This is a genomic window from Streptomyces sp. NPDC048584 (assembly GCF_043199595.1).
GTDB classification, from domain to species: Bacteria; Actinomycetota; Actinomycetes; order Streptomycetales; family Streptomycetaceae; genus Streptomyces; species Streptomyces edwardsiae.
In genome coordinates, this window is the sequence record NZ_JBICWF010000005.1 from 20,330 (window position 1) to 42,303 (window position 21,974).

General features: G+C 71.0%; 22 protein-coding genes and 1 pseudogene. 5 read left to right on the top strand and 18 right to left on the bottom strand.

Going from position 1 to position 21,974, the window contains the following annotated elements:
* Nucleotides 1–25: 25 nt before the first annotated feature.
* Entirely contained in the window at nt 26–205 is a 180-nt protein-coding gene (locus ACGFR9_RS12660; RefSeq protein ID WP_393206380.1) for a hypothetical protein, read from the bottom strand.
* A gap of 20 nt (nt 206–225) precedes the next feature.
* On the opposite strand from ACGFR9_RS12660, the gene ACGFR9_RS12665 reads away from it, so the two are divergent.
* On the top strand, nt 226–1,038 hold the full coding sequence (locus tag ACGFR9_RS12665; protein WP_393206383.1) for a hypothetical protein: 813 nt from the start codon (nt 226–228) through the stop codon (nt 1,036–1,038).
* Between the two features lie 81 nt (nt 1,039–1,119).
* On the top strand, nt 1,120–1,305 hold the full coding sequence (locus ACGFR9_RS12670) for a hypothetical protein (RefSeq protein ID WP_393206386.1): 186 nt from the start codon (nt 1,120–1,122) through the stop codon (nt 1,303–1,305).
* A gap of 17 nt (nt 1,306–1,322) precedes the next feature.
* Here the strand turns inward: ACGFR9_RS12670 and ACGFR9_RS12675 are convergent, their stop codons facing one another.
* A complete protein-coding gene (locus ACGFR9_RS12675; RefSeq protein ID WP_037893801.1) occupies nt 1,323–1,655 on the bottom strand; it encodes a metal-sensitive transcriptional regulator in 333 nt (110 codons plus the stop codon).
* Between the two features lie 239 nt (nt 1,656–1,894).
* Between ACGFR9_RS12675 and ACGFR9_RS12680 the strand changes: the two genes are divergently transcribed.
* Complete coding sequence (locus ACGFR9_RS12680; RefSeq protein WP_030223622.1) at nt 1,895–2,515, top strand: DUF47 domain-containing protein; 621 nt, start codon at nt 1,895–1,897, stop codon at nt 2,513–2,515.
* A gap of 7 nt (nt 2,516–2,522) precedes the next feature.
* Nucleotides 2,523–3,521 carry a low-affinity phosphate transporter PitH gene (gene pitH, locus ACGFR9_RS12685; RefSeq protein WP_393206390.1) on the top strand — a complete coding sequence of 333 codons (999 nt, stop codon included), beginning with the start codon at nt 2,523–2,525 and terminating at the stop codon, nt 3,519–3,521.
* 236 nt (nt 3,522–3,757) lie between these two features.
* On the opposite strand, the gene pstB is transcribed toward pitH, so the two are convergent.
* The 11 genes from pstB to mshD all read right to left on the bottom strand — a co-directional run bounded on the left by pstB (nt 3,758) and on the right by mshD (nt 15,937).
* Nucleotides 3,758–4,534 (bottom strand): phosphate ABC transporter ATP-binding protein PstB, encoded by a 777-nt coding sequence (pstB, locus tag ACGFR9_RS12690; protein ID WP_311648789.1) that lies wholly within the window; start codon nt 4,532–4,534, stop codon nt 3,758–3,760.
* A gap of 31 nt (nt 4,535–4,565) precedes the next feature.
* On the bottom strand, nt 4,566–5,627 hold the full coding sequence (pstA, locus tag ACGFR9_RS12695; protein ID WP_393206394.1) for a phosphate ABC transporter permease PstA: 1,062 nt from the start codon (nt 5,625–5,627) through the stop codon (nt 4,566–4,568).
* Nucleotides 5,624–6,628, bottom strand: coding sequence for a phosphate ABC transporter permease subunit PstC (gene pstC, locus ACGFR9_RS12700; protein ID WP_393206397.1), 1,005 nt, complete (start codon nt 6,626–6,628; stop codon nt 5,624–5,626). Before pstC ends, pstA begins: the two co-directional genes overlap by 4 nt.
* A 132-nt stretch (nt 6,629–6,760) precedes the next feature.
* Nucleotides 6,761–7,888: a phosphate ABC transporter substrate-binding protein PstS gene (gene pstS, locus ACGFR9_RS12705; RefSeq protein ID WP_393206400.1), complete on the bottom strand. Its 1,128-nt coding sequence runs from the start codon at nt 7,886–7,888 to the stop codon at nt 6,761–6,763.
* A gap of 230 nt (nt 7,889–8,118) precedes the next feature.
* The gene (locus ACGFR9_RS12710; protein ID WP_393206403.1) at nt 8,119–8,565 is read right to left on the bottom strand and encodes an NUDIX hydrolase; all 447 of its coding nucleotides are present in this window, start codon (nt 8,563–8,565) and stop codon (nt 8,119–8,121) included.
* A gap of 10 nt (nt 8,566–8,575) precedes the next feature.
* Complete coding sequence (locus ACGFR9_RS12715; protein WP_393206406.1) at nt 8,576–9,928, bottom strand: CHAD domain-containing protein; 1,353 nt, start codon at nt 9,926–9,928, stop codon at nt 8,576–8,578.
* Nucleotides 9,909–12,278: an RNA degradosome polyphosphate kinase gene (locus tag ACGFR9_RS12720; RefSeq protein WP_393206409.1), complete on the bottom strand. Its 2,370-nt coding sequence runs from the start codon at nt 12,276–12,278 to the stop codon at nt 9,909–9,911. Before ACGFR9_RS12720 ends, ACGFR9_RS12715 begins: the two co-directional genes overlap by 20 nt.
* A 306-nt stretch (nt 12,279–12,584) precedes the next feature.
* Nucleotides 12,585–13,592, bottom strand: coding sequence for an ABC transporter permease (locus ACGFR9_RS12725; protein ID WP_393206412.1), 1,008 nt, complete (start codon nt 13,590–13,592; stop codon nt 12,585–12,587).
* On the bottom strand, nt 13,589–14,470 hold the full coding sequence (locus ACGFR9_RS12730) for an ABC transporter ATP-binding protein (protein ID WP_393206415.1): 882 nt from the start codon (nt 14,468–14,470) through the stop codon (nt 13,589–13,591). The genes ACGFR9_RS12725 and ACGFR9_RS12730 overlap by 4 nt, the downstream gene beginning before the upstream one ends.
* Nucleotides 14,467–14,874, bottom strand: coding sequence for a GntR family transcriptional regulator (locus ACGFR9_RS12735; protein WP_393206418.1), 408 nt, complete (start codon nt 14,872–14,874; stop codon nt 14,467–14,469). Before ACGFR9_RS12735 ends, ACGFR9_RS12730 begins: the two co-directional genes overlap by 4 nt.
* A gap of 136 nt (nt 14,875–15,010) precedes the next feature.
* Entirely contained in the window at nt 15,011–15,937 is a 927-nt protein-coding gene (gene mshD / locus ACGFR9_RS12740) for a mycothiol synthase (protein WP_393206421.1), read from the bottom strand.
* A 147-nt stretch (nt 15,938–16,084) separates the two neighbouring features.
* On the opposite strand from mshD, the gene ACGFR9_RS12745 reads away from it, so the two are divergent.
* Nucleotides 16,085–17,911: a bifunctional metallophosphatase/5'-nucleotidase gene (locus ACGFR9_RS12745; protein ID WP_393206424.1), complete on the top strand. Its 1,827-nt coding sequence runs from the start codon at nt 16,085–16,087 to the stop codon at nt 17,909–17,911.
* Nucleotides 17,912–17,971: 60 nt separating this feature from the next.
* Here the strand turns inward: ACGFR9_RS12745 and ACGFR9_RS12750 are convergent, their stop codons facing one another.
* The 5 genes and pseudogenes from ACGFR9_RS12750 to ACGFR9_RS12770 all read right to left on the bottom strand — a co-directional run bounded on the left by ACGFR9_RS12750 (nt 17,972) and on the right by ACGFR9_RS12770 (nt 21,923).
* Nucleotides 17,972–18,160, bottom strand: a complete 189-nt coding sequence (locus tag ACGFR9_RS12750) for a DUF1737 domain-containing protein (protein WP_393206427.1) — start codon at nt 18,158–18,160, stop codon at nt 17,972–17,974.
* A 50-nt stretch (nt 18,161–18,210) separates the two neighbouring features.
* Nucleotides 18,211–18,599: pseudogene (locus ACGFR9_RS12755) on the bottom strand (pectate lyase); the annotation flags it as partial.
* An 83-nt stretch (nt 18,600–18,682) separates the two neighbouring features.
* On the bottom strand, nt 18,683–20,104 hold the full coding sequence (locus ACGFR9_RS12760; RefSeq protein ID WP_393206430.1) for a sensor histidine kinase: 1,422 nt from the start codon (nt 20,102–20,104) through the stop codon (nt 18,683–18,685).
* Complete coding sequence (locus ACGFR9_RS12765) at nt 20,101–20,835, bottom strand: response regulator transcription factor (RefSeq protein ID WP_030223588.1); 735 nt, start codon at nt 20,833–20,835, stop codon at nt 20,101–20,103. The genes ACGFR9_RS12760 and ACGFR9_RS12765 overlap by 4 nt, the downstream gene beginning before the upstream one ends.
* 80 nt (nt 20,836–20,915) lie before the next feature.
* The gene (locus tag ACGFR9_RS12770) at nt 20,916–21,923 is read right to left on the bottom strand and encodes a S1C family serine protease (RefSeq protein ID WP_393206434.1); all 1,008 of its coding nucleotides are present in this window, start codon (nt 21,921–21,923) and stop codon (nt 20,916–20,918) included.
* Nucleotides 21,924–21,974: the final 51 nt, after the last annotated feature.

Here is a 21,974-nt window from a genome sequence, read left to right on the forward strand (position 1 = left end):
TGCCCTGCGGCGCGGTTGACCGTGGCTAGGCGGGATCGGTGTGGGTTTGGGCGTCTTTTCTGGCCTGGCTTCTGGCCCGGCGGGCCGGGCCTCGCCAGCCGCAGGTGCAGCGGGCCGTGCAGAAGGGGCCCTGTTCGGTGGTCGTCGTCGTGTGGGGTGGAGGGTCGTCCTCTTGGGGCACGTCGACCACGGTAACGCGGGCCATTACCGGTCGTTAATCCTGACATGGCTCGGATGCGCGGCGTGATGGCTGGATTCGGGGTGCTGTGCTGCCTCGGGGGCTGTGGGAGCAGTGGTGCCGCGACCGCGGGGACGCCTGCCGGGGATCCGGTGCGGGTGTTGCGGGAGGCCGCCGACGCGCTCGTCGCCGCCGGGAGTTCCAAGGCGACCACCTCCCTGGAGATGGCGACCGGCGGGACCCGGGTCACCATCCGGGGCGAAGGTGTCTACGACTACCGGAGGCGGCTCGGGCGGCTGAAGGTGATGCTGCCGCAGGACCCGGCGGGCGGGACCGTACGGCGGCCCATCACCGAACTGCTCGCTCCCGGTGCGCTGTTCATGAAGAACCGGGGGGCCGGCGTGCCCGCCGACAAGTGGGTGCGGGTGGACACGGGGACGCTGTCCGACGGGAACCTCGTCACCGGCGGGGCCACCGATCCGTACGCCGCCGCCGAGGTGCTGCGCGGGACCCGGTCGGCGACGTTCGTCGGGCGGACCGAGGTCGCCGGGGCGAAGGTACGCCACTACCGGGGGACCGCCGATCTGCGGCAGGCCTCGCGGGAGGCGTCCGGCTCCAACCAGGAGTCGCTCGGCGCGGCGGCGACCGGCTTCGCCACCGCGCGGGTGCCGTTCGACGTCTACCTCGACGACGACGGGCGGATCCGCAAGCTCCGGCACCGGTTCAGCTTCGTCAACGGCCGGCAGGAGGAGCCCGTCGCGGTCGCCTCGACCACGCTGCTGTACGACTTCGGGGTCCCCGCCGACGTACGGCTGCCGCACGGCGACGACATCTACGCCGGGCGGATCGCCGAGGAGTGACCGGCCTGAACTAGCCCTTCCGTGCCATGCGCGGTGTGTGGGGCGCTCCCTACTCTAGGAAGTCGGTGACGACAGAGTGAGGTGAGGCGCGTGGCACCGCTCGGCGGTGGGACGGTTCCGGTTCAGGACCACGTGGCGCTCGCCGAGATCGAACTCTGCGGCGAGCTGATCATCGCCGCCTCCAATGCCGAGGACCGGCTCAGCCTGGAGAGCATCGACGAGGTGCTCAGGGTGGGCGAGACAGGGGACGGGGCCGCCGGCGGCTGAGGCAGGAGGCAGGGCGGTCAGGTGCGGAGCATGCGGGCGATGGCCTGCGTCGCTTCCTTGACCTTCGCGTCGATCTCGTCGCCGCCCTTGACGGCCGCGTCCGCGACGCAGTGGCGCAGGTGCTCCTCCAGCAGTTGCAGCGCGAACGACTGCAGCGCCTTCGTGGAGGCGGACACCTGGGTGAGTATGTCGATGCAGTACACGTCCTCGTCGACCATCCGCTGCAGGCCGCGGATCTGGCCCTCGATACGGCGCAGCCGTTTGAGGTGCTCCTGCTTCTGGTGGTGGTAGCCGTGGATGCCGCGGTCGTGGTCGGTCACGATGGCCGCGGCGTCTGTGGTGTCCGTCATCGCGTCCTCCTGGTGCACTGGCGGGCGACATATACCCCTGGTGGGTATATGGTACCGAACTTTGCTGGGTATAGGCCCCTTGGCCGACGGCAGACGCTACGGCCGGAAACAGGCCTCGGACCGCCCCCGTGCTCGTCACTCTGCCCGATGGGCGACACTGGTGAGCGGCCCGATAGCTGTGACCGGGTGATGCGCCTAGCATCAGCCTGACCGAAACCGATGCATACCGAGGACCCCACGTGCGCTTTCGTCTGACCCCCAGGGAGACGAGCTTCTACGACATGTTCGCCGCGTCCGCGGACAACATCGTCACGGGCTCGAAACTCCTGATGGAACTGCTCGGGGCGGACCCCTCCGCCCGGGCCGAGATCGCAGAGCGTATGCGGGCCGCGGAACACGCAGGTGACGACGCCACGCATGCGATCTTCCACCAGTTGAACTCCTCGTTCATCACGCCGTTCGACCGTGAGGACATCTACTCCCTCGCGTCGTCCCTCGACGACATCATGGACTTCATGGAGGAGGCCGTCGACCTGGTCGTCCTCTACAACATCGAGGAACTGCCCAAAGGCGTCGAGCAGCAGATCGAGGTCCTGGCGCGCGCGGCCGAGCTCACCGCGGAGGCCATGCCGCACCTGCGCACGATGGAGAACCTCACCGAGTACTGGATCGAGGTCAACCGGCTGGAGAACCAGGCCGACCAGATCCACCGCAAGCTGCTGGCCCACCTCTTCAACGGCAAGTACGACGCGATCGAGGTACTGAAGCTCAAGCAGGTCGTGGACGTGCTGGAGGAAGCGGCCGACGCCTTCGAGCACGTGGCGAACACGGTGGAGACCATCGCCGTCAAGGAGTCCTGAGCCGTTCATGGACACCTTTGCTCTGGTCGTGACCATCGGCGTCGCGCTCTTCTTCACATACACGAACGGTTTCCACGACTCCGCCAACGCGATCGCCACGTCCGTGTCGACGCGGGCGCTCACGCCACGGGCGGCGCTGGCGATGGCGGCCGTGATGAACCTCGCCGGCGCGTTCATGGGGTCCGGGGTCGCCAAGACCGTCAGTGAGGGGGTGATCCAGACGCCCGAGGGGTCGAAGGGGATGGGGATCCTCTTCGCCGCGCTCGTCGGGGCGATCGTCTGGAACCTCATCACCTGGTACTTCGGGTTGCCGTCCTCGTCGTCGCACGCGCTGTTCGGGGGCATGGTCGGGGCGGCGCTCGCCGGGGGGACGACCGTTTACTGGCACGGGGTGGTCGACAAGATCGTCATTCCGATGTTCGTGTCGCCGATCGTGGGGTTGCTGGCCGGTTATCTGGTGATGACGGCCATCCTGTGGATGTTCCGGCGGGCCAATCCGCACAAGGCGAAGCGCGGGTTCCGGATCGCGCAGACCGTCTCGGCGGCGGGGATGGCGCTGGGGCATGGTCTGCAGGACGCGCAGAAGACCATGGGCATCGTGGTGATGGCGCTGGTCATCGCGGATGTCGAGGAATACGGCGATCCGATTCCGGTGTGGGTGAAGATCGCTTGTGCGTTGATGCTGTCCGCGGGGACGTATGCGGGGGGCTGGCGGATCATGCGGACGTTGGGGCGGAAGATCATCGAGCTTGATCCGCCTCAGGGGTTCGCGGCGGAGACGACGGGGGCGTCGATCATGTTCGGATCGGCGTTCCTGTTCCACGCGCCGATTTCCACCACGCATGTGATCACGTCGGCGATCATGGGTGTGGGGGCGACGAAGCGGGTCAATGCTGTGCGGTGGGGGGTCGCCAAGAACATCGTTCTCGGCTGGTTCATCACGATGCCGGCTGCGGCGGTGGTGGCGGCGCTGTCGTTCGGACTGATCAATCTGGCTGTGCTGTAGCCGTTGGGCGCCCGGCGCTGGTGCCAGGTGGGGGTGGGTGTGCGCTCGCCCCGCTGGAGGGGGTGCCGCTGCGCCCACCCGTGCCGCCCCAGCGGCACGATTGCCCGCAGCTATGCGGCTCGGCGCAGCCGCAGGTTGTGGCTGTGCGGGAGCGTGGAAGGGCCCGCCCCCGAGGGGGCGGGCCCTTCTGGCCTCGCGGTGGCACCGCCATGCAGCACCGCGAGGGGTATGAGGGGTCAGCCGAAGCGGCCGGAGATGTAGTCCTCCGTGGCCTGGACCGACGGGTTGGAGAAGATCCGCTCCGTGTCGTCGAGCTCGATCAGCTTGCCGGGCTGGCCGACGGCCGCCAGGTTGAAGAAGGCCGTACGGTCGGAGACCCGCGCCGCCTGCTGCATGTTGTGCGTCACGATGACGATCGTGAAGCGCTCCTTCAGCTCACCGATCAGGTCCTCGATCGCGAGCGTGGAGATCGGGTCCAGGGCCGAGCAGGGCTCGTCCATGAGCAGGACCTTCGGCTCCACCGCGATCGCCCTCGCGATGCACAGACGCTGCTGCTGACCACCGGACAGGCCCGAGCCGGGCTTGTTGAGGCGGTCCTTCACCTCGTTCCAGAGGTTCGCGCCCCTGAGGGACTTCTCGACGACGTCGTCCAGCTGGGACTTCTTGTACTTGCCGTTCAGCCGCAGTCCCGCCGCCACGTTGTCGTACACCGACATCGTGGGGAACGGGTTCGGGCGCTGGAAGACCATGCCGACCTCACGCCGTACCGCCACCGGGTCGATGCCGGCGCCGTACAGGTTCTCGTCGTCCAGCATGACCTTGCCGTCGACACGGCCGCCGGGCGTGACCTCGTGCATGCGGTTGAGCGTGCGCAGGAAGGTGGACTTGCCGCAGCCGGACGGGCCGATGAAGGCCGTCACGGAGCGGGGCTCGACGGTCATCGAGATGTCCTCGATGGCCAGGAAGGAGCCGTAGTAGGCGTTGAGGCCGCTGACGTCGATGCGCTTGGCCATGGTGATCACTTCTTTCGAGTCTGGGGAGGCCTTAGCGACCGGTCTGCGGGGCCTTCCAGCGGGCGATGCCGCGGGCCACGAGGTTGAGGATCATGATGAACGCGATGAGCGTCAGGGCCGCCGCCCAGGCACGGTCGAACGCCGCGCCGGAGCCACCGCTGTTGGCCCACTGCAGGTAGATGTACATCGGCAGTGATTCCTGCGGGTCCTGGAACGGGTTGGCGTTGATGAAGTCCGTACCCCAGACCAGGAGCAGCACGGGCGCCGTCTCACCGGTGATGCGGGCGATCGCGAGCATCACGCCCGTGATGATGCCGCCGACCGACGTCGGCAGGACCACCTTCAGGATCGTGCGCCACTTCGGCACGCCGAGCGCCAGGGACGCCTCGCGCAGCTCGTTCGGGACGAGCTTGAGCATCTCCTCCGTGGAGCGGACCACGACGGGGATCATCAGGATCGACAGGGCCAGCGAACCGGCGAAGCCGGACGGGCCCATCTTCAGGATGAGGACCCACAGGCTCAGGATGAACAGACCCGCGACGATCGACGGGATGCCCGTCATCACGTCGACGAAGAAGGTGACGGCCTTGGCGAGCTTGCCGCGCCCGTACTCCACCAGGTAGATCGCGGTCAGCACACCGATCGGCACGGAGACCAGGGTGGCGAGGCCGACCTGCTCCAGGGTGCCGAGGATGGCGTGGTAGATGCCGCCGCCGGGCTCGGCGTCGGCGACCACGCCCATCGAGTGGGTGAGGAAGTAGCCGTCGAGGACCTTCACACCGCGCTCGGCCGTCTCCCACAGCAGGGAGGCGAGCGGTATCACGGCCAGCAGGAAGGCGACCCAGACCAGGCTGGTCGCGGTGCGGTCCTTGGCCTGGCGGCTGCCCTCGATCTTCGCGGAGAGGGCGTAGGAGCCGACGACGAAGAGGACCGCGGCGATCAGCGCCCACTGGATGTCGCTGTCCAGGCCGGCCGCGGCGCTGATGCCGTAGCCGAGGACGAGGGAGGCGGCGGCGACCGCCCAGGCGAACCACTTGGGCAGGGTCGCGCCGCGCAGCGAGTCGCGCTTGGGGGAAAGGGTTGCGTGGCTCATGCGTTGGCCCCCGAGTACTCCTTGCGGCGGGCGATGATCAGACGGGCACCGCCGTTGACCAGCAGCGTGATCACGAAGAGCACCATGCCGGAGGCGATCAGCGCGTCCTGGCCCATCACTGTGGCCTCGTTGAACTTGCTGGCGATGTTCTGGGCGAACGTGCCGCCGCCCGGGTCGAGCAGGCTGGCGGTGATGTCGAAGGACGGCGAGAGCACCATGGCCACGGCCATCGTCTCGCCGAGCGCGCGGCCGAGGCCCAGCATCGACGCGGAGATGACACCGGAGCGGCCGAACGGCAGCACCGACATGCGGATGACCTCCCAGCGCGTGGCGCCGAGGGCCAGGGCCGCCTCCTCGTGCATCCGCGGCACCTGGCGGAACACCTCGCGGCTGACGTTGGTGATGATCGGGAGGATCATCAGGGCGAGCAGGATGCCGACGGTGAGCAGCGACCGCGCCGGCCCGCCGTCCCAGGCGAAGAGGCCGGTCCAGCCGAGGTAGTCGTCGAGCCAGCCGTAGAGGCCGTCCATGTGCGGCACCAGGACGAGGGCGCCCCACAGGCCGTACACGATGGACGGGACGGCGGCGAGCAGGTCGATCACGTACGCGATGAGGCCGCCGAGGCGGCGCGGCGCGTAGTGCGTGATGAACAGGGCGATGCCGACCGAGATCGGTACGGCGATGGCCATGGCGATGACCGACGACACGACGGTGCCGAAGGCCAGGACCGCGATGCCGAACTCCGGCGGGACACCCGTCGGGTTCCACTCGAACGACGTGAAGAAGTTGGCCTCGTCCTTGCTGATGGCCAGCGACGCGCGGTACGTCAGGAAGGACGCGATCGCGGCCATGAGGACGAGGACGAAGATGCCGGATCCGCGGGAGAGCCCGAGGAAGATCCGGTCACCGGGGCGGGTGGCACCACGCCCGGTGCCCTTGTCGGCGGGCGCGGCGGGTCCGGGTGCGGGGGGAGCGGTGGTCTGCTGTGTGGTGGTGTCCATCGGGTTCTCCGGTCTGCGGAGCCGCCGGGTCGGGCGGCTCGGTCGGAGCCGTCCGGACGGCCGGGGGCTCCTGTTGGCGGTGCACCGGACGGTGCGGCCCACCCCCGTCCGGGGATGGGCCGCACACTCGGGTCAGGCGAGGCTCGAGATGGTCTCGCGGACCTTGGTGATGATCTCGGCGGGCATCGGGGCGTAGCCGGCGTCCGCCAGCAGGCCCTGGCCGTCCTCCGAGGCGATGTAGTTCAGGAAGGACTTGGTGGCCGGCAGGGTGTCGGCCTTGTTGCCCTTGTCGCAGACGATCTCGTACGTGACGAGGACCAGCGGGTAGGCGCCGTCGGCCTGCGGGGTGTAGTCCAGCTCCAGCGCGAGGTCGCTGCCGGTGCCGACGACCTTCGCGGCGCCGATCGCGGCGGTGGCGTTCTCGACGGTGGCCTTGACCGGCTCGGCGGCCTCGGTCTTGATGTCGACCGTCTTCACGCCGTCCTTGGCGTAGGACAGCTCGAAGTACGAGATGGAGCCGGCGGTCTGCTTGACCTGCTGGGCGAGGCCGGAGGAGCCCTGCGCGGACTGGCCGCCCTTGGCCTCCCAGGACTTGCCGCCCTCGTACTTCCAGTCGTCCGGCGCGGCGGCCTTGAGGTACTTGGTGAAGTTGTCCGTGGTGCCGGACTCGTCCGAGCGGTGGAACGCCTGGATCTTCAGGTCGGGAAGCTTCGCGTCGGGGTTGAGCTTCGCGATCGCCTCGTCGTTCCAGTTGGTGATCTTGTTGTCGAAGATCTGGGCGAGGGTCGGGGCGTCCAGGACCAGGGTGTCGACGCCGGTGACGTTGAAACCGATCGCGATCGGGCCGCCGACCATCGGCAGGTCGATGCCCTGACCGCCGGAGCAGATCTTCTTCGAGGCCTCGATCTCCTCGGGCTTCAGCGCGGAGTCCGAACCGGCGAACGCGGTCTGGCCCTGGGTGAAGGCCGTGATGCCGGCGCCCGAACCGGTCGGGTTGTAGTTGATCTGTACGCCCTTGCAGGCGGCCACATACTGCGCGACCCAAGCGTCGATCGCGTTCTTCTGAGCGGAGGAGCCGGAGGCCTGGAGCTGACCCTTGGCGTCTTCGCACTTGACGTTGCCGGCCTGCGCGCTGGCGGACGCGTCGCCGCCGTTGCTGTTGCCGGTGTCGTCGGAGCCGCACGCCGTGAGGGCCAGGGCGCCGGAGACGGCGAGAGCACCGAGAGCGAGGGCCCGCCGGTTCTTGCGCTGAAGCTTCACTTGAGTTCCTTCCAGTGGCCGCCGTCCTGAATTCGGCGGCGTGCGAAGTGTGGGTGACACGGTCACCCGGTTCTTCGGGCGATCCGCATCGCGTAAGGCCGAAATTAGGCAGAACAGGTGAAGCAGCCGATTGGCGTACATGAACGGCGGGTGAACCCCTGTGGACGGTGCGGTGAGGTCACGGAACGCTCACGTCGAGGACACGGGGAGATACCGGGTGGGAACGGGACTCACGGGGCCGGTCGGAAGGTCTCGAGCAGGGCGTCCACGAGGTCGGCGTCCCGGGGTTCGGTGAGGTGGCGGTGGGCGGCGTCCGGCGGGAGCCAGAGGATCCGGTCGACCTCGTCGTTCGGGGCGAACGTGCCGGATACGGCCTCGGCCGCCCAGTAGCGGACCCGCTTGGGGCGGCCTTTCGCCAGATAGCGCGCGCTGGGCAGCTCGGCGGCGGGGGCGGCCGAGTGTCCGGTCTCCTCGGCGACCTCGCGCAGGGCGCCGGCCAGCGGGTCCTCGCCGCGCTTCAGCTTGCCCTTGGGCCAGGACCAGTCGTCGTATTGGGGACGGTGGACCAGGCAGAGCTCCAGGGTGCCGGTCACGGGGGAGCGGCGCCACAGGACACAGCCGGCGGCCTGGATGGTGAGGGTGCGGGGTTTCTCGGTGCCGGGGGTGGGGGTGGTCACCGGGGGCCTCCTATAACGCGCCGAGGGCTTCCTTCTGCCAGGTGCGCTGGAACGCGTACCGCGCGGCCTCCACCTCGTGCCGCTGGTCGGCGTGGAGCACGCCCAGCGCGTACGCCGTGGCCGGGGCGATCCGCGGGGTGCGGGCCGCCTGCGCGGCGGCGGCCGCGGCCTCGGAGGCGTCGCGGTGCCGGTCCAGTGCCTCACCGGCGGCGAGGAGGCTCTTCGCCGGGGCGGCGGTGAGGCAGACCTCGAGGGCGTAGCGGTGCAGGCGCAGCAGGAGGCGGACCTGGTGCCAGGGGGCGTCCTGGGGGTGGGGGGCCGGGTCCGGCGAGAGGCCGTGGATCAGGGCCTCGGCGTTGTACGGGCTGCCCGCGGTGAGGAGGGGGAGTGCGGCTACGGCGTCGGCGAGGCGGGTGCGGGCCGCGTCCGCGAGGGGGCGGAGGTCGGCGGTGGTGGCCGAGGGGGAGAGGGGGACCTCGCTGGCCAGTACGGCCACCTTGTCGGCCACTGCGTGGAAGCGGGAGGAACCCAGTGCCTGGAGGGCGGTGGAGTGGGCTCGGGTTCTTGCCAGGGTGAGCTGGCGGTCCAGGAGGGCGCCGGCCTTGGCTGCGCCTACGGTGAGGTTGCCGCGGTCGGGGGTGGGGATGGCGGTGCGGGTGCCGGTGCCGGTGCCGTTGGCGAGTTCGGCGAGGACGCGGGTTGCACCCCTGTTGCCGGAGGTGCCGGGATCGGTGGGGGGTGGGATGAAGCTCGCCCCGCTGGAGGGGGTGCCGCCTGTGCCCACCCGTGCCGTCCCAGCGGCACGGCTGCCCGCGGGCTGCGGGGGTGGGGTGGTGCTGCTCGGCGTTGAGGGGGTGCCGCCTGTGCCCATCCGTGCCGTCCCAGCGGCACGACTGCCCGCGGGCTGCGGGGGTGGGGTGGCGCTGCTCGGCGTTGACGGGGTGCCGCCTGTGCCCACCCGTGCCGTCCCAGCGGCACGACTGCCCGCGGGCTGCGGGGGTGGGGGGATCAGGGGGGAGCCTGAGAGGCGGTGCAGGGCCAGGAGGAGGAGGTCGAGGCGGGTTGCGCAGGCGTGTTCCTGGGCCAGGGTGCCGGAGACCCAGGCCAGTTCCGGGCGCATCGACTCCGACCAGTCCCGTTCCAGCACCGGCTGGAACGTGTGCAGGCTGGCGCTGATGCGGCGCGCCGCGCGGCGCAGCGCGCGGGCCGCCTCAACGGAGTCCTCCGACGCGGCCGCGCCCGCACCACTCTCCCGGTGCAGGCGCAGCGCGCGGAGGAACTCGGTCGCCCGGGCCCGCAGATAGCCGGCCAGGGCGTCCGCCGGTACGGGACCGGCCGTCGGATCAAGGTGTCGCTGTGCCACGCCGGCGCCTCCGGGCGTCTATGAGCATCTCCTGGACGTTGCGCAGGGGCTGGCCGTCCGTGTCCGTCGCGTGCCGGGTCCACTCGCCGTCCGCGGCGAGGTGCCAGGACTGGGTGGTGTCCGACATACCGGTCTCCAGCAGCCGGTTCAGAGCCGCCCGGTGGGCCGGGTCGGTGACCCGTACCAGCGCCTCTATCCGGCGGTCGAGATTGCGGTGCATCATGTCCGCGCTGCCGAACCACACCTCGGGCTCGCCGCCGTTGCCGAAGGCGAACACACGCGAGTGTTCGAGGAAGCGGCCGAGGACGGACCGTACCCGTACGTTCTCCGACAGGCCCGCCACGCCCGGCCGTATCGCGCAGATGCCGCGCACCCAGATGTCCACGGGGACGCCCGCCTGCGACGCGCGGTAGCAGGCGTCGATGACGGCCTCGTCGACCATCGAGTTGACCTTGATGCGGACGTACGCGGGACGTCCGGCGCGATGGTGCTGGGCCTCCTTGTCGATGCGGGAGACCAGGCCGTCCCGCAGGGACTTGGGGGCGACCAGCAGGCGCCGGTAGGTCTCGCGGCGGGAGTAGCCGGAGAGCCGGTTGAACAGGTCGGAGAGGTCCGCGCCGACCTGCGGGTCGGCGGTGAGCAGTCCGAGGTCCTCGTAGAGGCGGGCCGTCTTCGGGTGGTAGTTGCCGGTGCCGACATGGCTGTAACGCCGTAGCGTCTCGCCCTCCTGACGGACCACCAGCGACAGCTTGCAGTGGGTCTTCAGACCGACCAGGCCGTAGACGACGTGGCAGCCGGCCTCCTCCAGCTTGCGCGCCCACTTGATGTTCGCGTGCTCGTCGAAGCGCGCCTTGATCTCGACCAGGACCAGCACCTGCTTGCCGGCCTCGGCGGCGTCGATCAGCGCGTCGACTATGGGGGAGTCGCCCGATGTGCGGTACAGCGTCTGCTTGATGGCCAGCACGTCGGGGTCCTCGGCCGCCTGCTGCAGGAACGCCTGCACCGACGTGGAGAACGAGTCGTACGGGTGGTGCAGCAGCACGTCCCGGCTGCGCATCGCGGCGAAGACGTCGGGCTGCGAGGCCGACTCGACCTCCGCCAGGTCCCGGTGCGTGCCCGCGATGAACTTCGGGTACTTCAGCTCCGGCCGGTCCAGCCCGTGGATACGGAACAGGCCGGTCAGGTCGAGCGGGCCCGGCAGCGGGTACACCTCCGCCTCACCGACCTTCAGCTCCCGCACCAGCAGGTCCAGTACCTCGCGGTCGATGGACTCCTCGACCTCCAGGCGCACCGGCGGCCCGAAGCGGCGCCGCATGAGCTCCTTCTCCAGTGCTTGGAGGAGGTTCTCCGCGTCGTCCTCCTCGACCTCGAGGTCCTCGTTGCGGGTGAGCCGGAAGGCGTGGTGCTCCAGCACCTCCATGCCCGGGAACAGCTCCTCGAGATGCGCGGCTATGACGTCCTCGATGGGGACGTACCGGCCGGGGGAGCTCTCCAGGAAGCGGGACAGCAGCGGCGGCACCTTGACCCGGGCGAAGTGCTTGTGCCCGGTGACGGGGTTGCGTACGACCACGGCCAGGTTCAGGGAGAGGCCGGAGATGTACGGGAAGGGGTGCGCGGGGTCGACCGCGAGGGGGGTGAGGACCGGGAAGATCTGGTGCCGGAAGAGCGTGAACAGGCGGGCCTGCTCCTTCTCCGCCAGCTCGTTCCAGCGGACCAGGTGGATGCCCTCCTCCGCGAGTGCGGGGGCGACGTCCTCGTGGTAGCAGGCGGCGTGCCGGGCCATCAGCTCGCGCGAGCGGGCCCAGATCATCTCCAGCACCTCGCGCGGCTGGAGGCCGGAGGCGGAGCGGGTGGCGACACCGGTGGCGATACGGCGCTTCAGACCGGCCACGCGGACCATGAAGAACTCGTCCAGGTTGCTGGCGAAGATCGCGAGGAAGTTGGCGCGCTCCAGCAGCGGGGTGGCGGGGTCCTCGGCGAGTTCGAGGACGCGTTCGTTGAACGCGAGCCAGCTGCGTTCCCGGTCGAGGAAGCGGCCCTGCGGGAGCGGGGTGGCGCCGTCGGCGGTCGACTCCTCGTAGCCGTCGAGGTCCGCGTCGATGTCGGGTTCCAGGTCGGAGACCACTCCGGCCACGGTGTGCGGCCGGTGGGCGGCGATGGAGCCCACGGAGGGCTGCGGGTGCTGTACCTGTGCCTGGGCGTTGGGCTGGCTCATGCCCCCATTGTTCCGCGCCAGGGGCGTCACGGGCGCGTCGGAATGTCCGGGTGGGAGCGGTGGTGGCCCTGAGGCGTCCCCGTTCCTCCCGTTCACCCTTCGGGGCGGCGAAGGCTCTGGCACGGCGGGATGCATTGGCCGAGCGTCGCAAGCCTGTCTGAATCAACGGTTACGACGACATGACCCCTGGGCTATCGACGGCCGACTCCCAGGTATGCGACGCCTTCGGCGGGGCGTGCCGGTCAGGCCGTACGCCCGCCCCTGACGACACCTGCGGTGAGGTTGCCCGGGGCGGGGCGAGTGACGCTCGCCCCGCTGGAGGGGGTGCCTCCCCAGAGGGGGTACCCCCAGCGCCCACCCGTGCCGCCCCAGCGGCACGACCGCCCGCGGGCTGTGGAGCCACGACCGCCCGCGGGCTGCGGGCATGCCCCCCGGCACCGCTCAGGCGGATGACCTGCCCGTACGGCGGCTCAGCAGCCGGAACGCGGCGACAGTCGCCGCCACGGCGACGACCAGCAGCAGGCCGGTAGCGACCAGCTGGAGTGGCCAGTAGTGGCTCGCGGGGTGGAAGTCCCGGTAGTAGCTCACCGCGCCGATGTCGTCCAGCGAGGCCCGGCAGCCGGACATCCCGCCGCTGTTGCAGGGCGCCGCGAGCCGGTCGCCGTCGGCGGTCAGGACGCCCTCCTCGACGGCGATGCCCGCGCCCAACGGGCCGTCCGCCAGGGCGCTGACCTTGGTCACCGGGGACCACAGGTACGGCAGGGCGGTGTGCACGAGGGCCCACAGCACGCCCAGCGCCGCCGCGGCCGTGGCGAGCGCGGCCATGGCGCGGCGCAGCACGAGCCCCGCGAGGACGCCGACGGCCAGTCCGGTCAGGGCGAGGGCCACCGGGACGGTGCCGTTGGCGTAGAAGGTGGCGGCGTCGTCCCACGGCTTGGTGGTGTCGATACGGTGCTCGCCCGTCGTCCACGCCCTGCGGTGCAGCCAGGCCGTCAGACCGGTCGCCGTGACGGTCAGCGCGGCCGGGAAGGCGAGCCGGGAGACCAGCCAGCGGGCCGGGGAGACGCCCTGGGTCCAGGCGAGGCGGACCGTGCCGGACTCCAGCTCGCGGCCGGTCAGCGAGCCGCCGGCCCAGGCGGCGACCAGGAACGGCAGCACGAGCACGGCGAACGTCGTGTAGTTGTACAGGTCCTTGTAGAGCAGGATCGAGTCCTGGTCGTAGGAGCAGCGCGGGGTGAAGCCGCAGGCGTTGTACTCCTTCCAGGCCGCCGCCGAGGCGTCGGTGAGCGGGCCGCCGAGCCACAGCAGTGCCGCGCCGAGCAGCAGGACGAGCGCCGTGCCGGTGATGAGGGCCGGGCGGTGCAGCCGCAGCAGCCAGCGCAGCTGGCGGGGCGCGGGGGCCGGGCGGCCGGTGGCGGACGGGGCCGGGGCGGTCAGGGTGGCGGTCATGCGGCGGCCTCCGTGGTGGGGTGCGCGGCGAGGGCCTCGGGGTTGCGCAGATAGGACAGGACGAGGTCCTCGAGGGACGGCGGGCCGGTGCGCCAGTCGGCGGGCAGCGGGCCCGCCGGGCGGACGAGCGCGCTGAGCTGGCGTCCGGCGGTGCGGGACTCGACGACGTCGTGCGGTGCCAGATCGGTGTCCGCGGGGACGGAGACCCGGGTGTGCGCGGCCAGCAGGTCGTCGATCTCGCCGGCCAGGCGGACCCGGCCGCCGCCGATCAGCAGCAGATGGTCGCAGGAGTCCTCCAGTTCGGCGACGACGTGCGAGGACATCACGATCGTCGTGCCGTGTTCGGCGGCCTGCCCCATCAGCACGCCCATCAGCTCGTGCCGGGCCAGCGGGTCGAGGTCGGCCATCGGCTCGTCCAGGAGCAGCAGTTCGGGCCGCTTGGCGAGGGCGAGCGCGAGGGCCACGCGGGTGCGCTGGCCGCCGGAGAGGGAGCGGATCCGTTTGCCCGGGTCCAGGTCGCCGCCGGCCACGATCCGTCCGGCGGTGTCAGAGTCCCAGCGGCCGGGGTTGAGGTCGGCGCCCATGCGCAGCGTCTCGGCGATGCTGAGCTGCGGATACAGCGGCTTGTCCTGGTCGACGAAACCGACCCTGGAGCGGGCCGACGCCGGGTCGTCGCCGAGGACGGCGATCGTGCCCTCGGTGTGGGAGAGCAGCCCGGCGGTGATCGCGAGAAGGGTGGACTTGCCCGCGCCGTTGGGGCCGACGACGGCGCAGACACGGCCGGCGGGCAGCCGGAAGGAACAGTCGCGCAGCGCCCAGGCGGCGTGCCGCCCGAAGCGCTTGCCGAGCGCGTCTGCCTCGATGGCCGGGACGGTCATGACGGTTCTCCCTCGGGGATCTTCGGATGGACGGGGTAGTGCGTCTCGAGTACGGCGGTGAAGAGCGCGGCGACGTCCTCCCGCTCCAGCCCGCTCTCACGGGCCCGCGCCGCCCACTGCTCCAGCTCCGCGCGCAGCGGGGAGTCGGCGGGGGCGGCGCCCAGGGAACGCCGTACGAAGGTGCCGAGACCACGCCGGGCCTCCACCAGGCCCTCGCGTTCCAGCTCGCGGTAGGCCTTCAGCACGGTGTTGGGGTTCACGGCGGTTGCCTCGACGACCTCACGGGCCGTGGGCAGCTTGTCGCCGGGCTCCAGCAGGCCCAGGCGCAGGGCCTGTTTCGTCTGCTGCACGATCTGGACGTAGGTGGCCACGCCGCTGTGCCGGTCGATGCGGTAGTCGACCACTCGAGCACCACCCTTTCACTAATTGAGTAGTGAAAGGGTGGTGCAAGGGCGCCCGGAAAGTCAAACGCGAAGGCGGGCGGCACCCCGGCACACGCCGGAGGCCGCCCGCCCCACGCACCCGGTCACCGGGACCGGTTCACGTCTCCGTTCGGTACATCAGGTCCGTCTCGTGGGTGACGAAGCCCAGGCGTTCGTAGACCGCCACCGCCGCCTTGTTGTCGGCGTCGACGTAGAGCATCGCCGTCGGCAGGCCCTGTGCCGCCAGGTGCCGCAGCCCGATCGTGGTGAGGGACCTGCCGAGGCCGCCGCCCTGCGCACCGGGGCTCACCCCGAGGACGTACACCTCGCCCAGCCGTTCCGCCGCGTGCACCTTGGTCCAGTGGAAGCCGACGAGGCGGCCGTCCCGCTCGGCGAGGAAGAAGCCCTCGGGGTCGAACCACGCCTCGGCCTCGCGGTCGTCGAGGTCGCGCTGGGTGAGCGAGCCCTGCTCGGGATGGTGGGCGAAGGCGGCGGCGTTCAGCGCGAGCCACGCGGTGTCGTCCTCACCGGGCACGAACGCGCGCACGGTCACGCCCTCCGGCAGTACCGGGTCGGGCAGCTCAAGGCCCTCCAACGGCCGCCGCATCTGCCGCAGTTCCCGGAACAGCGTCAGCCCGAGGACCTGCGCGAGATGCCGGGCGGCGGAGTGGCCGCCGTGCGCCCACACCCGCAGCCGCTTCCCGGAGGCGGCGAGCAGCGCCGAACCGAGCGCCCGGCCGTGCCCGTTGCCCCGGTGCGAGGGGTGCACCACCAGCTCAGCGGCGGGCGGCTCCACCGGGTCCGTGTCCTCCAGCTGGGCGTATCCGACGAGTTCGTCGCCGACGGAGAGCAGCAGATGCGAGACCCCGTCCCGTTTCCCGCCGCGCAGCTGCAGCCGGCCCTGCTCGGACACCGCCTGCTGTCCGTCGGCCCGGGCGGCGTCGGCGAGCAGTGCGAGCACCGCCCCGGTCTGCTCGGGCTCGAGTACGGCATACGTCTCGAGCGAACGGGGGCGGCCGGGCCGTGCGAAGTCGTCGCTGGTCATGCGTACGAGCGTAAAGGGGACGGGCGCAAAACGGACGGCACCGGTGTCAGCGAAAGATAAACCAGGCCGTAACCTCGAAGCCCCTGTCGCGCTACGCGCGTTGACCCTAGGCTGCGCCGGTACCCACTCGGACCCTCAGGGGGGCGCATGCCAGCCACATCCCCGGCGCACCACCAGCGCCGCAGACGCCGTACGAACCGTCTTCTCGCGACCGCCGCCGGTGTACTCACCGTGGGCGCGCTGGCCGCCGCCACCCTGCCCGGGTCGGCGAGCGCCGGCGAGAACCACGGCGGCAAGGGCACCTCGCACGGCCACCACGGCCGCTACCAGGACGTGCAGTTGCTGTCCTTCAACGACCTGCACGGCAACCTGGAGCCGCCGTCCGGCTCCTCCGGCCGGGTCACCGAACTCCAGCCCGACGGCACGACGAAGACCATCGACGCGGGCGGTGTGGAGTACCTCGCCACCCATCTGCGCGAGGCGCGCGAGGGCAACCGCTACTCCGTCACCGCCGCCGGCGGCGACATGGTGGGCGCGTCCCCGCTCATCTCGGGGCTCTTCCACGACGAGCCCACGATCGAGGCGCTGAACAAGCTCGACCTCGACGTGACGAGCGTCGGCAACCACGAGTTCGACGAGGGCGCCAGGGAACTCGGCCGCCTGCAGAACGGCGGCTGCCACCCGACCGAGGGCTGCTACACCGACAAGCGGTTCAAGGGCGCCGACTTCCCGTACCTGGCGGCGAACGTCCTGGACGAGAAGACGAAGGAGCCCATCCTCAAGCCGTACTGGGTGTGGAAGAAGCAGGGCGTCAAGGTCGGCTTCATCGGCGTGACCCTGGAGGGCACCCCGGACATCGTCTCCGCGGAGGGCGTGAAGGGCCTCGCCTTCAAGGACGAGGTCGGGACGATCAACAAGTACGCCAAGGAGCTCCAGCGCCAGGGCGTGAAGTCGATCGTCGCGCTGATCCACGAGGGCGGCTTCCCGGCCTCGTCGTCGTACAACTACGACTGTGACGCCCCCGGCGCCGGCGACGGCATCTCCGGCCCGATCGCGGACATCGCGAGGAACGTGTCGCCGCAGGTGGACGCGCTGGTCACCGGCCACACCCACAACGCGTACGTGTGCACCATCCCCGACCCGGCGGGCAAGCCCCGTATGGTCACCTCGGCCGCGTCCTTCGGCCGCCTCTACACCGACACCACGCTGACCTACGACCGCGCGACGGGCGACATCGCCCGTACGGCCGTGAAGTCCGCGAACCACGTGGTGAGCCGGGACGTCCCCAAGGCGCCCGACATGACCCGCCTGATCGAGAAGTGGAACACCCTCGCCGCGCCCATCGGCAACCGCCCGATCGGCTACATCTCCGGCGACATCGTGAAGGACGGCACCGAGTCCCCGCTCGGTGACCTCATCGCCGACGCGCAGCTGGAGTACGGCCGCACGCTGGACGCGGAGACCGACCTGGCGCTGATGAACCCCGGCGGCATCCGCGCGTCCCTCACCCACGCGGCCGGTGGGGCGGAGGGCGACGGCGTGGTGACCTTCGCCGAGGGCTTCACCGTCCAGCCGTTCGCCAACACGGTCAACCTCCAGGACTTCACCGGCGCACAGCTCATCCAGGCGCTGAAGGAGCAGGTCAGCGGGCCGAACGAGGCCGCCCCGAAGATCCTCCAGATCTCGGACGGCCTCACCTACACCCTGGACCTGACGAAGACGGGCGCGGACCGTGTCGTCACGGACTCCATCGAGCTGAACGGCTCGCCCATCGACCCGTCCGCCACCTACCGCGTCGCGACGAACAGCTTCCTCGCGGGCGGCGGCGACGGCTTCCCGACCCTGGGCCAGGGCACGAACGACCTGGTCGGCGACGACGACCTGGCGGCCCTGGAGCAGTACCTGACGGCCAACTCGACCCCCACGGCCCCGATCGCCCCGCCGAAGGCGGACCGCGTCACGATCGTGCAGTAGGTCGACGGCGGGGCCGGTACGAGGTGTGTTCAGCGCCCCGTACCGGCCCCGGCGCATGTCTCACTCCCCCATGCCGTCCCACACCACCGCCTGGGCGACGATCACCCGCTCACCGTCGAACGTCACGGCGGGCCCTTCGTGCAGGCGGTACCCCATCGCGAGCGCCTCGCTCACCCGACGGCAGAACGCGGCGTCGTCGGGTCCGGTCAGTACGCGGTAGACGGGCAGCCCGTCCGGGGGTGTCGACATGGGGGAAGCGTGCCACGAACCCCGGCGCGGCGGGCGGGGGTCAGGAGGCTGTGGGGGTCCAGCCCGGAGCCCACGATCGTCTTGGCGGAGGCGACCTTGATCTCCTTGCCGACCGGGTTCGTCGTGATCGCCCCGGCCACGACGATGACGTACGGTTCGGCGGCCGTCGCGTACTTCTCCAGGTCCGCCTGCGTCCGTACGGTGACGATCCGGCCGTCCCGGCCGCCGTACGTGCCGTTCTGGCCGAGCGTGTCGACGGAGGCGAAGCCGTCGGCCGTCGCGGTGGGGCCCAGGCGGGGGCGGCCGCGGTCGCGGCGGACGCCTGCTGGGGGGCCGGGTTGACGCCGTGGACCAGGCGTCCTGCGGTGGTGAGGGCGAGGGGGAGGCCGGCCGACAGGATTCCGTGGCCCCGGCGGGCCCTGTTGCGGTGCACGCTCATGCGGCGATCCGTTCCGTGTGGGGGAGAGGACGCGGATCGGTCGCCACCCGGCGCGGAAAGGTTGCCGCCCCTTTCGGCCGGCCCTACGGCACCTCGGGCGGCGGGGTCGCAGCGCCCGGCAGACGGATCGCGGCCGTCGTGCCGCCGCCGTCCGCCCGGGCCAGGGACACCTCGCCGCCCGCCTGCTGCACCGTACGGGCCACGATGGACAGGCCGAGCCCCGAGCCGGGCAGCGCGCGGGCGCCCGGGGAGCGCCAGAACCGGTCGAAGACGTACGGGAGCTCGTCGGCGGGGATACCGGGACCGTGATCGCGGACGGTGAGGACGCCGTCGGTGAGGCGTACGTCGACGGTGGCGCCGGCCGGGCTGAACTTCACCGCGTTGTCCAGGATGTTGACCACCGCCCGCTCCAGCGCGGACGGCTCCGCCCTTACGTACCAGGGGTGGACGTCCGCCGTGATGGTCAGCTCCGGGCCGCGCAGCCGGGCGCGGCGCAGCGCCGACTCGACCACGTCCTGCCAGGCGACGATCTGCGCCCGGCCCGCGTGCTGGCCGGTGTCCGGGCGGGACAGCTCCTGCAGATCGCCGATGAGCGCGGCGAGTTCCGTCATCTGCGCCTTGACGGAGGCGAGCAGCGCCTTGCGGTCGGCCTCCGGGATCGGGCGGCCCGTCTCCTCGCTGCGGGTGAGGAGTTCGATGTTGGTACGCAGGGAGGTGAGCGGGGTGCGCAGTTCGTGGCCCGCGTCCGCGATGAGCTGCTGCTGGAGATCGCGGGAGCTGGCGAGGGCGGACGTCATCGAGTTGAAGGAGCGGGAGAGGCGGGCGATCTCGTCCTCGGACCCGCCCTCCACGGGGATGCGTATCCCCAGGTCCTCGGTGCGGGCGACGTGTTCGACGGCCTCGGTGAGTCTGTCCACGGGACGCAGGGCGGTCCGGGCCACCCAGAGGCCCGCGGCGGCCGCGCCCACGACTCCCGCGCCCGCGACGAAGACCAGCACCAGCGCGAGGTTGCTGAGGGAGCTGTTCACCTCGCTCAGCGGCCGCGCCGCGGAGACGGCGACGTCCCGCAGGCCGGGCACGGTGTAGGTGAAGACGCGGTACTGCCCGCCGTCGGCCCCCTTCGCCTGGTGCAGCGCGTCGGTGGAGGTGCCCTCGGCCACGGCACGGTCGGCTTCGGTGAGCGGGACCTCCTCCGTGCCGATGATGAGACAGCTGCCGCCCTTGCTGTCCACGAGCTGCACGGACGAGCCGAAGGGGTTCTCCTCGTGGGTGACGGGGTCGTGAGCGCACAGACCGGTGCGCAGGTTGAGGTACTTGCTCACCTGCTGCCCGTCCATCCGGTTCGCCTTCAGGGCCTCGTCCAGCGAGTTCACCAGGACGCTCTTCACCACGAACCAGCAGGCCACCGCGACCGCCGCCACCGCGAACGCCACCGCCGCCGCCACCAGCAGCGACAGCCGCGCCCGGATGGGCAGCGCGCGGACGCGGCGGACCGGCCCGTTCACTCCGCGCCGCCCTGCCGCAGCACGTACCCCACCCCCCGCACCGTGTGCACCAGGCGCGGCTCGCCGCCCGCCTCGGTCTTGCGGCGCAGATACATGACGTACACGTCGAGCGAGTTGGACGACGGCTCGAAGTCGAAGCCCCAGACCGCCTTCAGGATCTGCTCACGCGTGAGCACCTGGCGCGGGTGCGCCATGAACATCTCCAGGAGCGTGAACTCCGTACGGGTCAGCTCCACCCGCCGTGTACCGCGCGTGACCTCGCGGGTCGACAGGTCCATGCGCAGGTCGGCGAAGGAGAGGACGTCGTCCGACTCGGCGGAGGCGGCCAGCGCCGCCGCGTACGAGCTGCGGCGCAGCAGCGCGCGGATCCGGGCGAACAGCTCGTCCAGCTCGAACGGCTTGACCAGGTAGTCGTCCGCACCCGCGTCCAGGCCGGTCACCCGGTCGCCGACCGTGTCCCGGGCGGTCAGCATCAGGATGGGTGTGGTGTCGCCTGCGGCGCGGACCCGGCGGGCGGCGGTCAGCCCGTCCATCCGGGGCATCTGGATGTCCAGGACGAACAGGTCCGGCCGGTACGCCGCCGCCTTCTCCAGGGCGTCCGCGCCGTCGACGGCGACCTCGGTGGCGTACCCCTCGAAGGCCAGGCTGCGCTGGAGCGCTTCGCGTACCGCCGGCTCGTCGTCGACGATCAGGATGCGCTGGGTGTCACGGTCGCCTTCTGCGGGGCTCATCGGCTCGGGGTTCCTCACGGGCTCTGGCGGTTCTCTGCGGTGTTCAGGCCTTCAGCGTCGCACGGCTGCCGGGCGGTCCGTCAGTTCATCGCCCCGGAGCGCAGCGCCGACAGGTCCGACTTCACCGTGTTGACCGGGATGGCGAACCCCAGGCCCACACTGCCGGCGTCGGCCGAGGACGAACCGCTGCCGCTCGCCGAGTACATGGCGGAGTTGATGCCGATGATGTTGCCGTTCATGTCGATCAGCGCGCCGCCGGAGTTGCCCGGGTTCAGGGACGCGTCGGTCTGGAGCGCCTTGTAGGTGGTCGTCGAGCCGCCCGTGTCGCCGTTGAACTGCCGGCCGCCGTACTCGAACGGCCAGCCGCCGCCCTGCTGCCCCTGCTGCTGTCCCTGGCTCTCGTCCGTCGACACCGTGACATCGCGGTCGAGGGCCGAGACGATGCCGCTGGTCACCGTGCCGGTCAGGCCCTCGGGGGAGCCGATCGCCACGACCTGGTCGCCGACCTGCACCCCGTCGGAATCGCCGAGCGTGGCCGTCGGCATGCCGGACGCCTCCCGCAGCTTGATCAGCGCGAGGTCCTTCTTGCTGTCGGTGCCGACGACCTCGGCGGTGTAGGTCTTGCCGTCGCTGGTGCGTACCTTGACCGAGGACGCCCCGGCCACGACGTGGTTGTTGGTGATGATCTCGCCGTCCGAGGTGATGATCACACCGGAGCCGGTGGAGGAGCCCGCGTTCGAGGCCGCGTTGATCTCGACGATGCTCGGAGTGACCGCCTTCGCGACGCCGGACACCGTGCCCTTCTGGCTCGACGGTACGACGTTGGTGCTGGTGGAACTGGAGGCCACCGTGTCGGGGCCCGTCAGCTCCTGGATGCCGTAGGCGGTGCCGCCGCCCACGGCCGCCGCGACGATCGCCACGGCGGCGAGCAGGACCGCCGGGCCGCGGGTCCGCTTCCGCCGTGCGCTCCGCGGCGCGTGCGAGGCCTGCCCGGCTGCCGGCGGTGCGTACGCCGGCGGGGGCGGCCACTCGGGGTTCACCTGGACGGGGCTCTCGTACTCGCCGCTCGGGCGGGGGCTCTCGGTCATGGAACAGAGCCTCGCGCCCGACGATGAGAGCATCCTGAGGGTGCGCTGAGA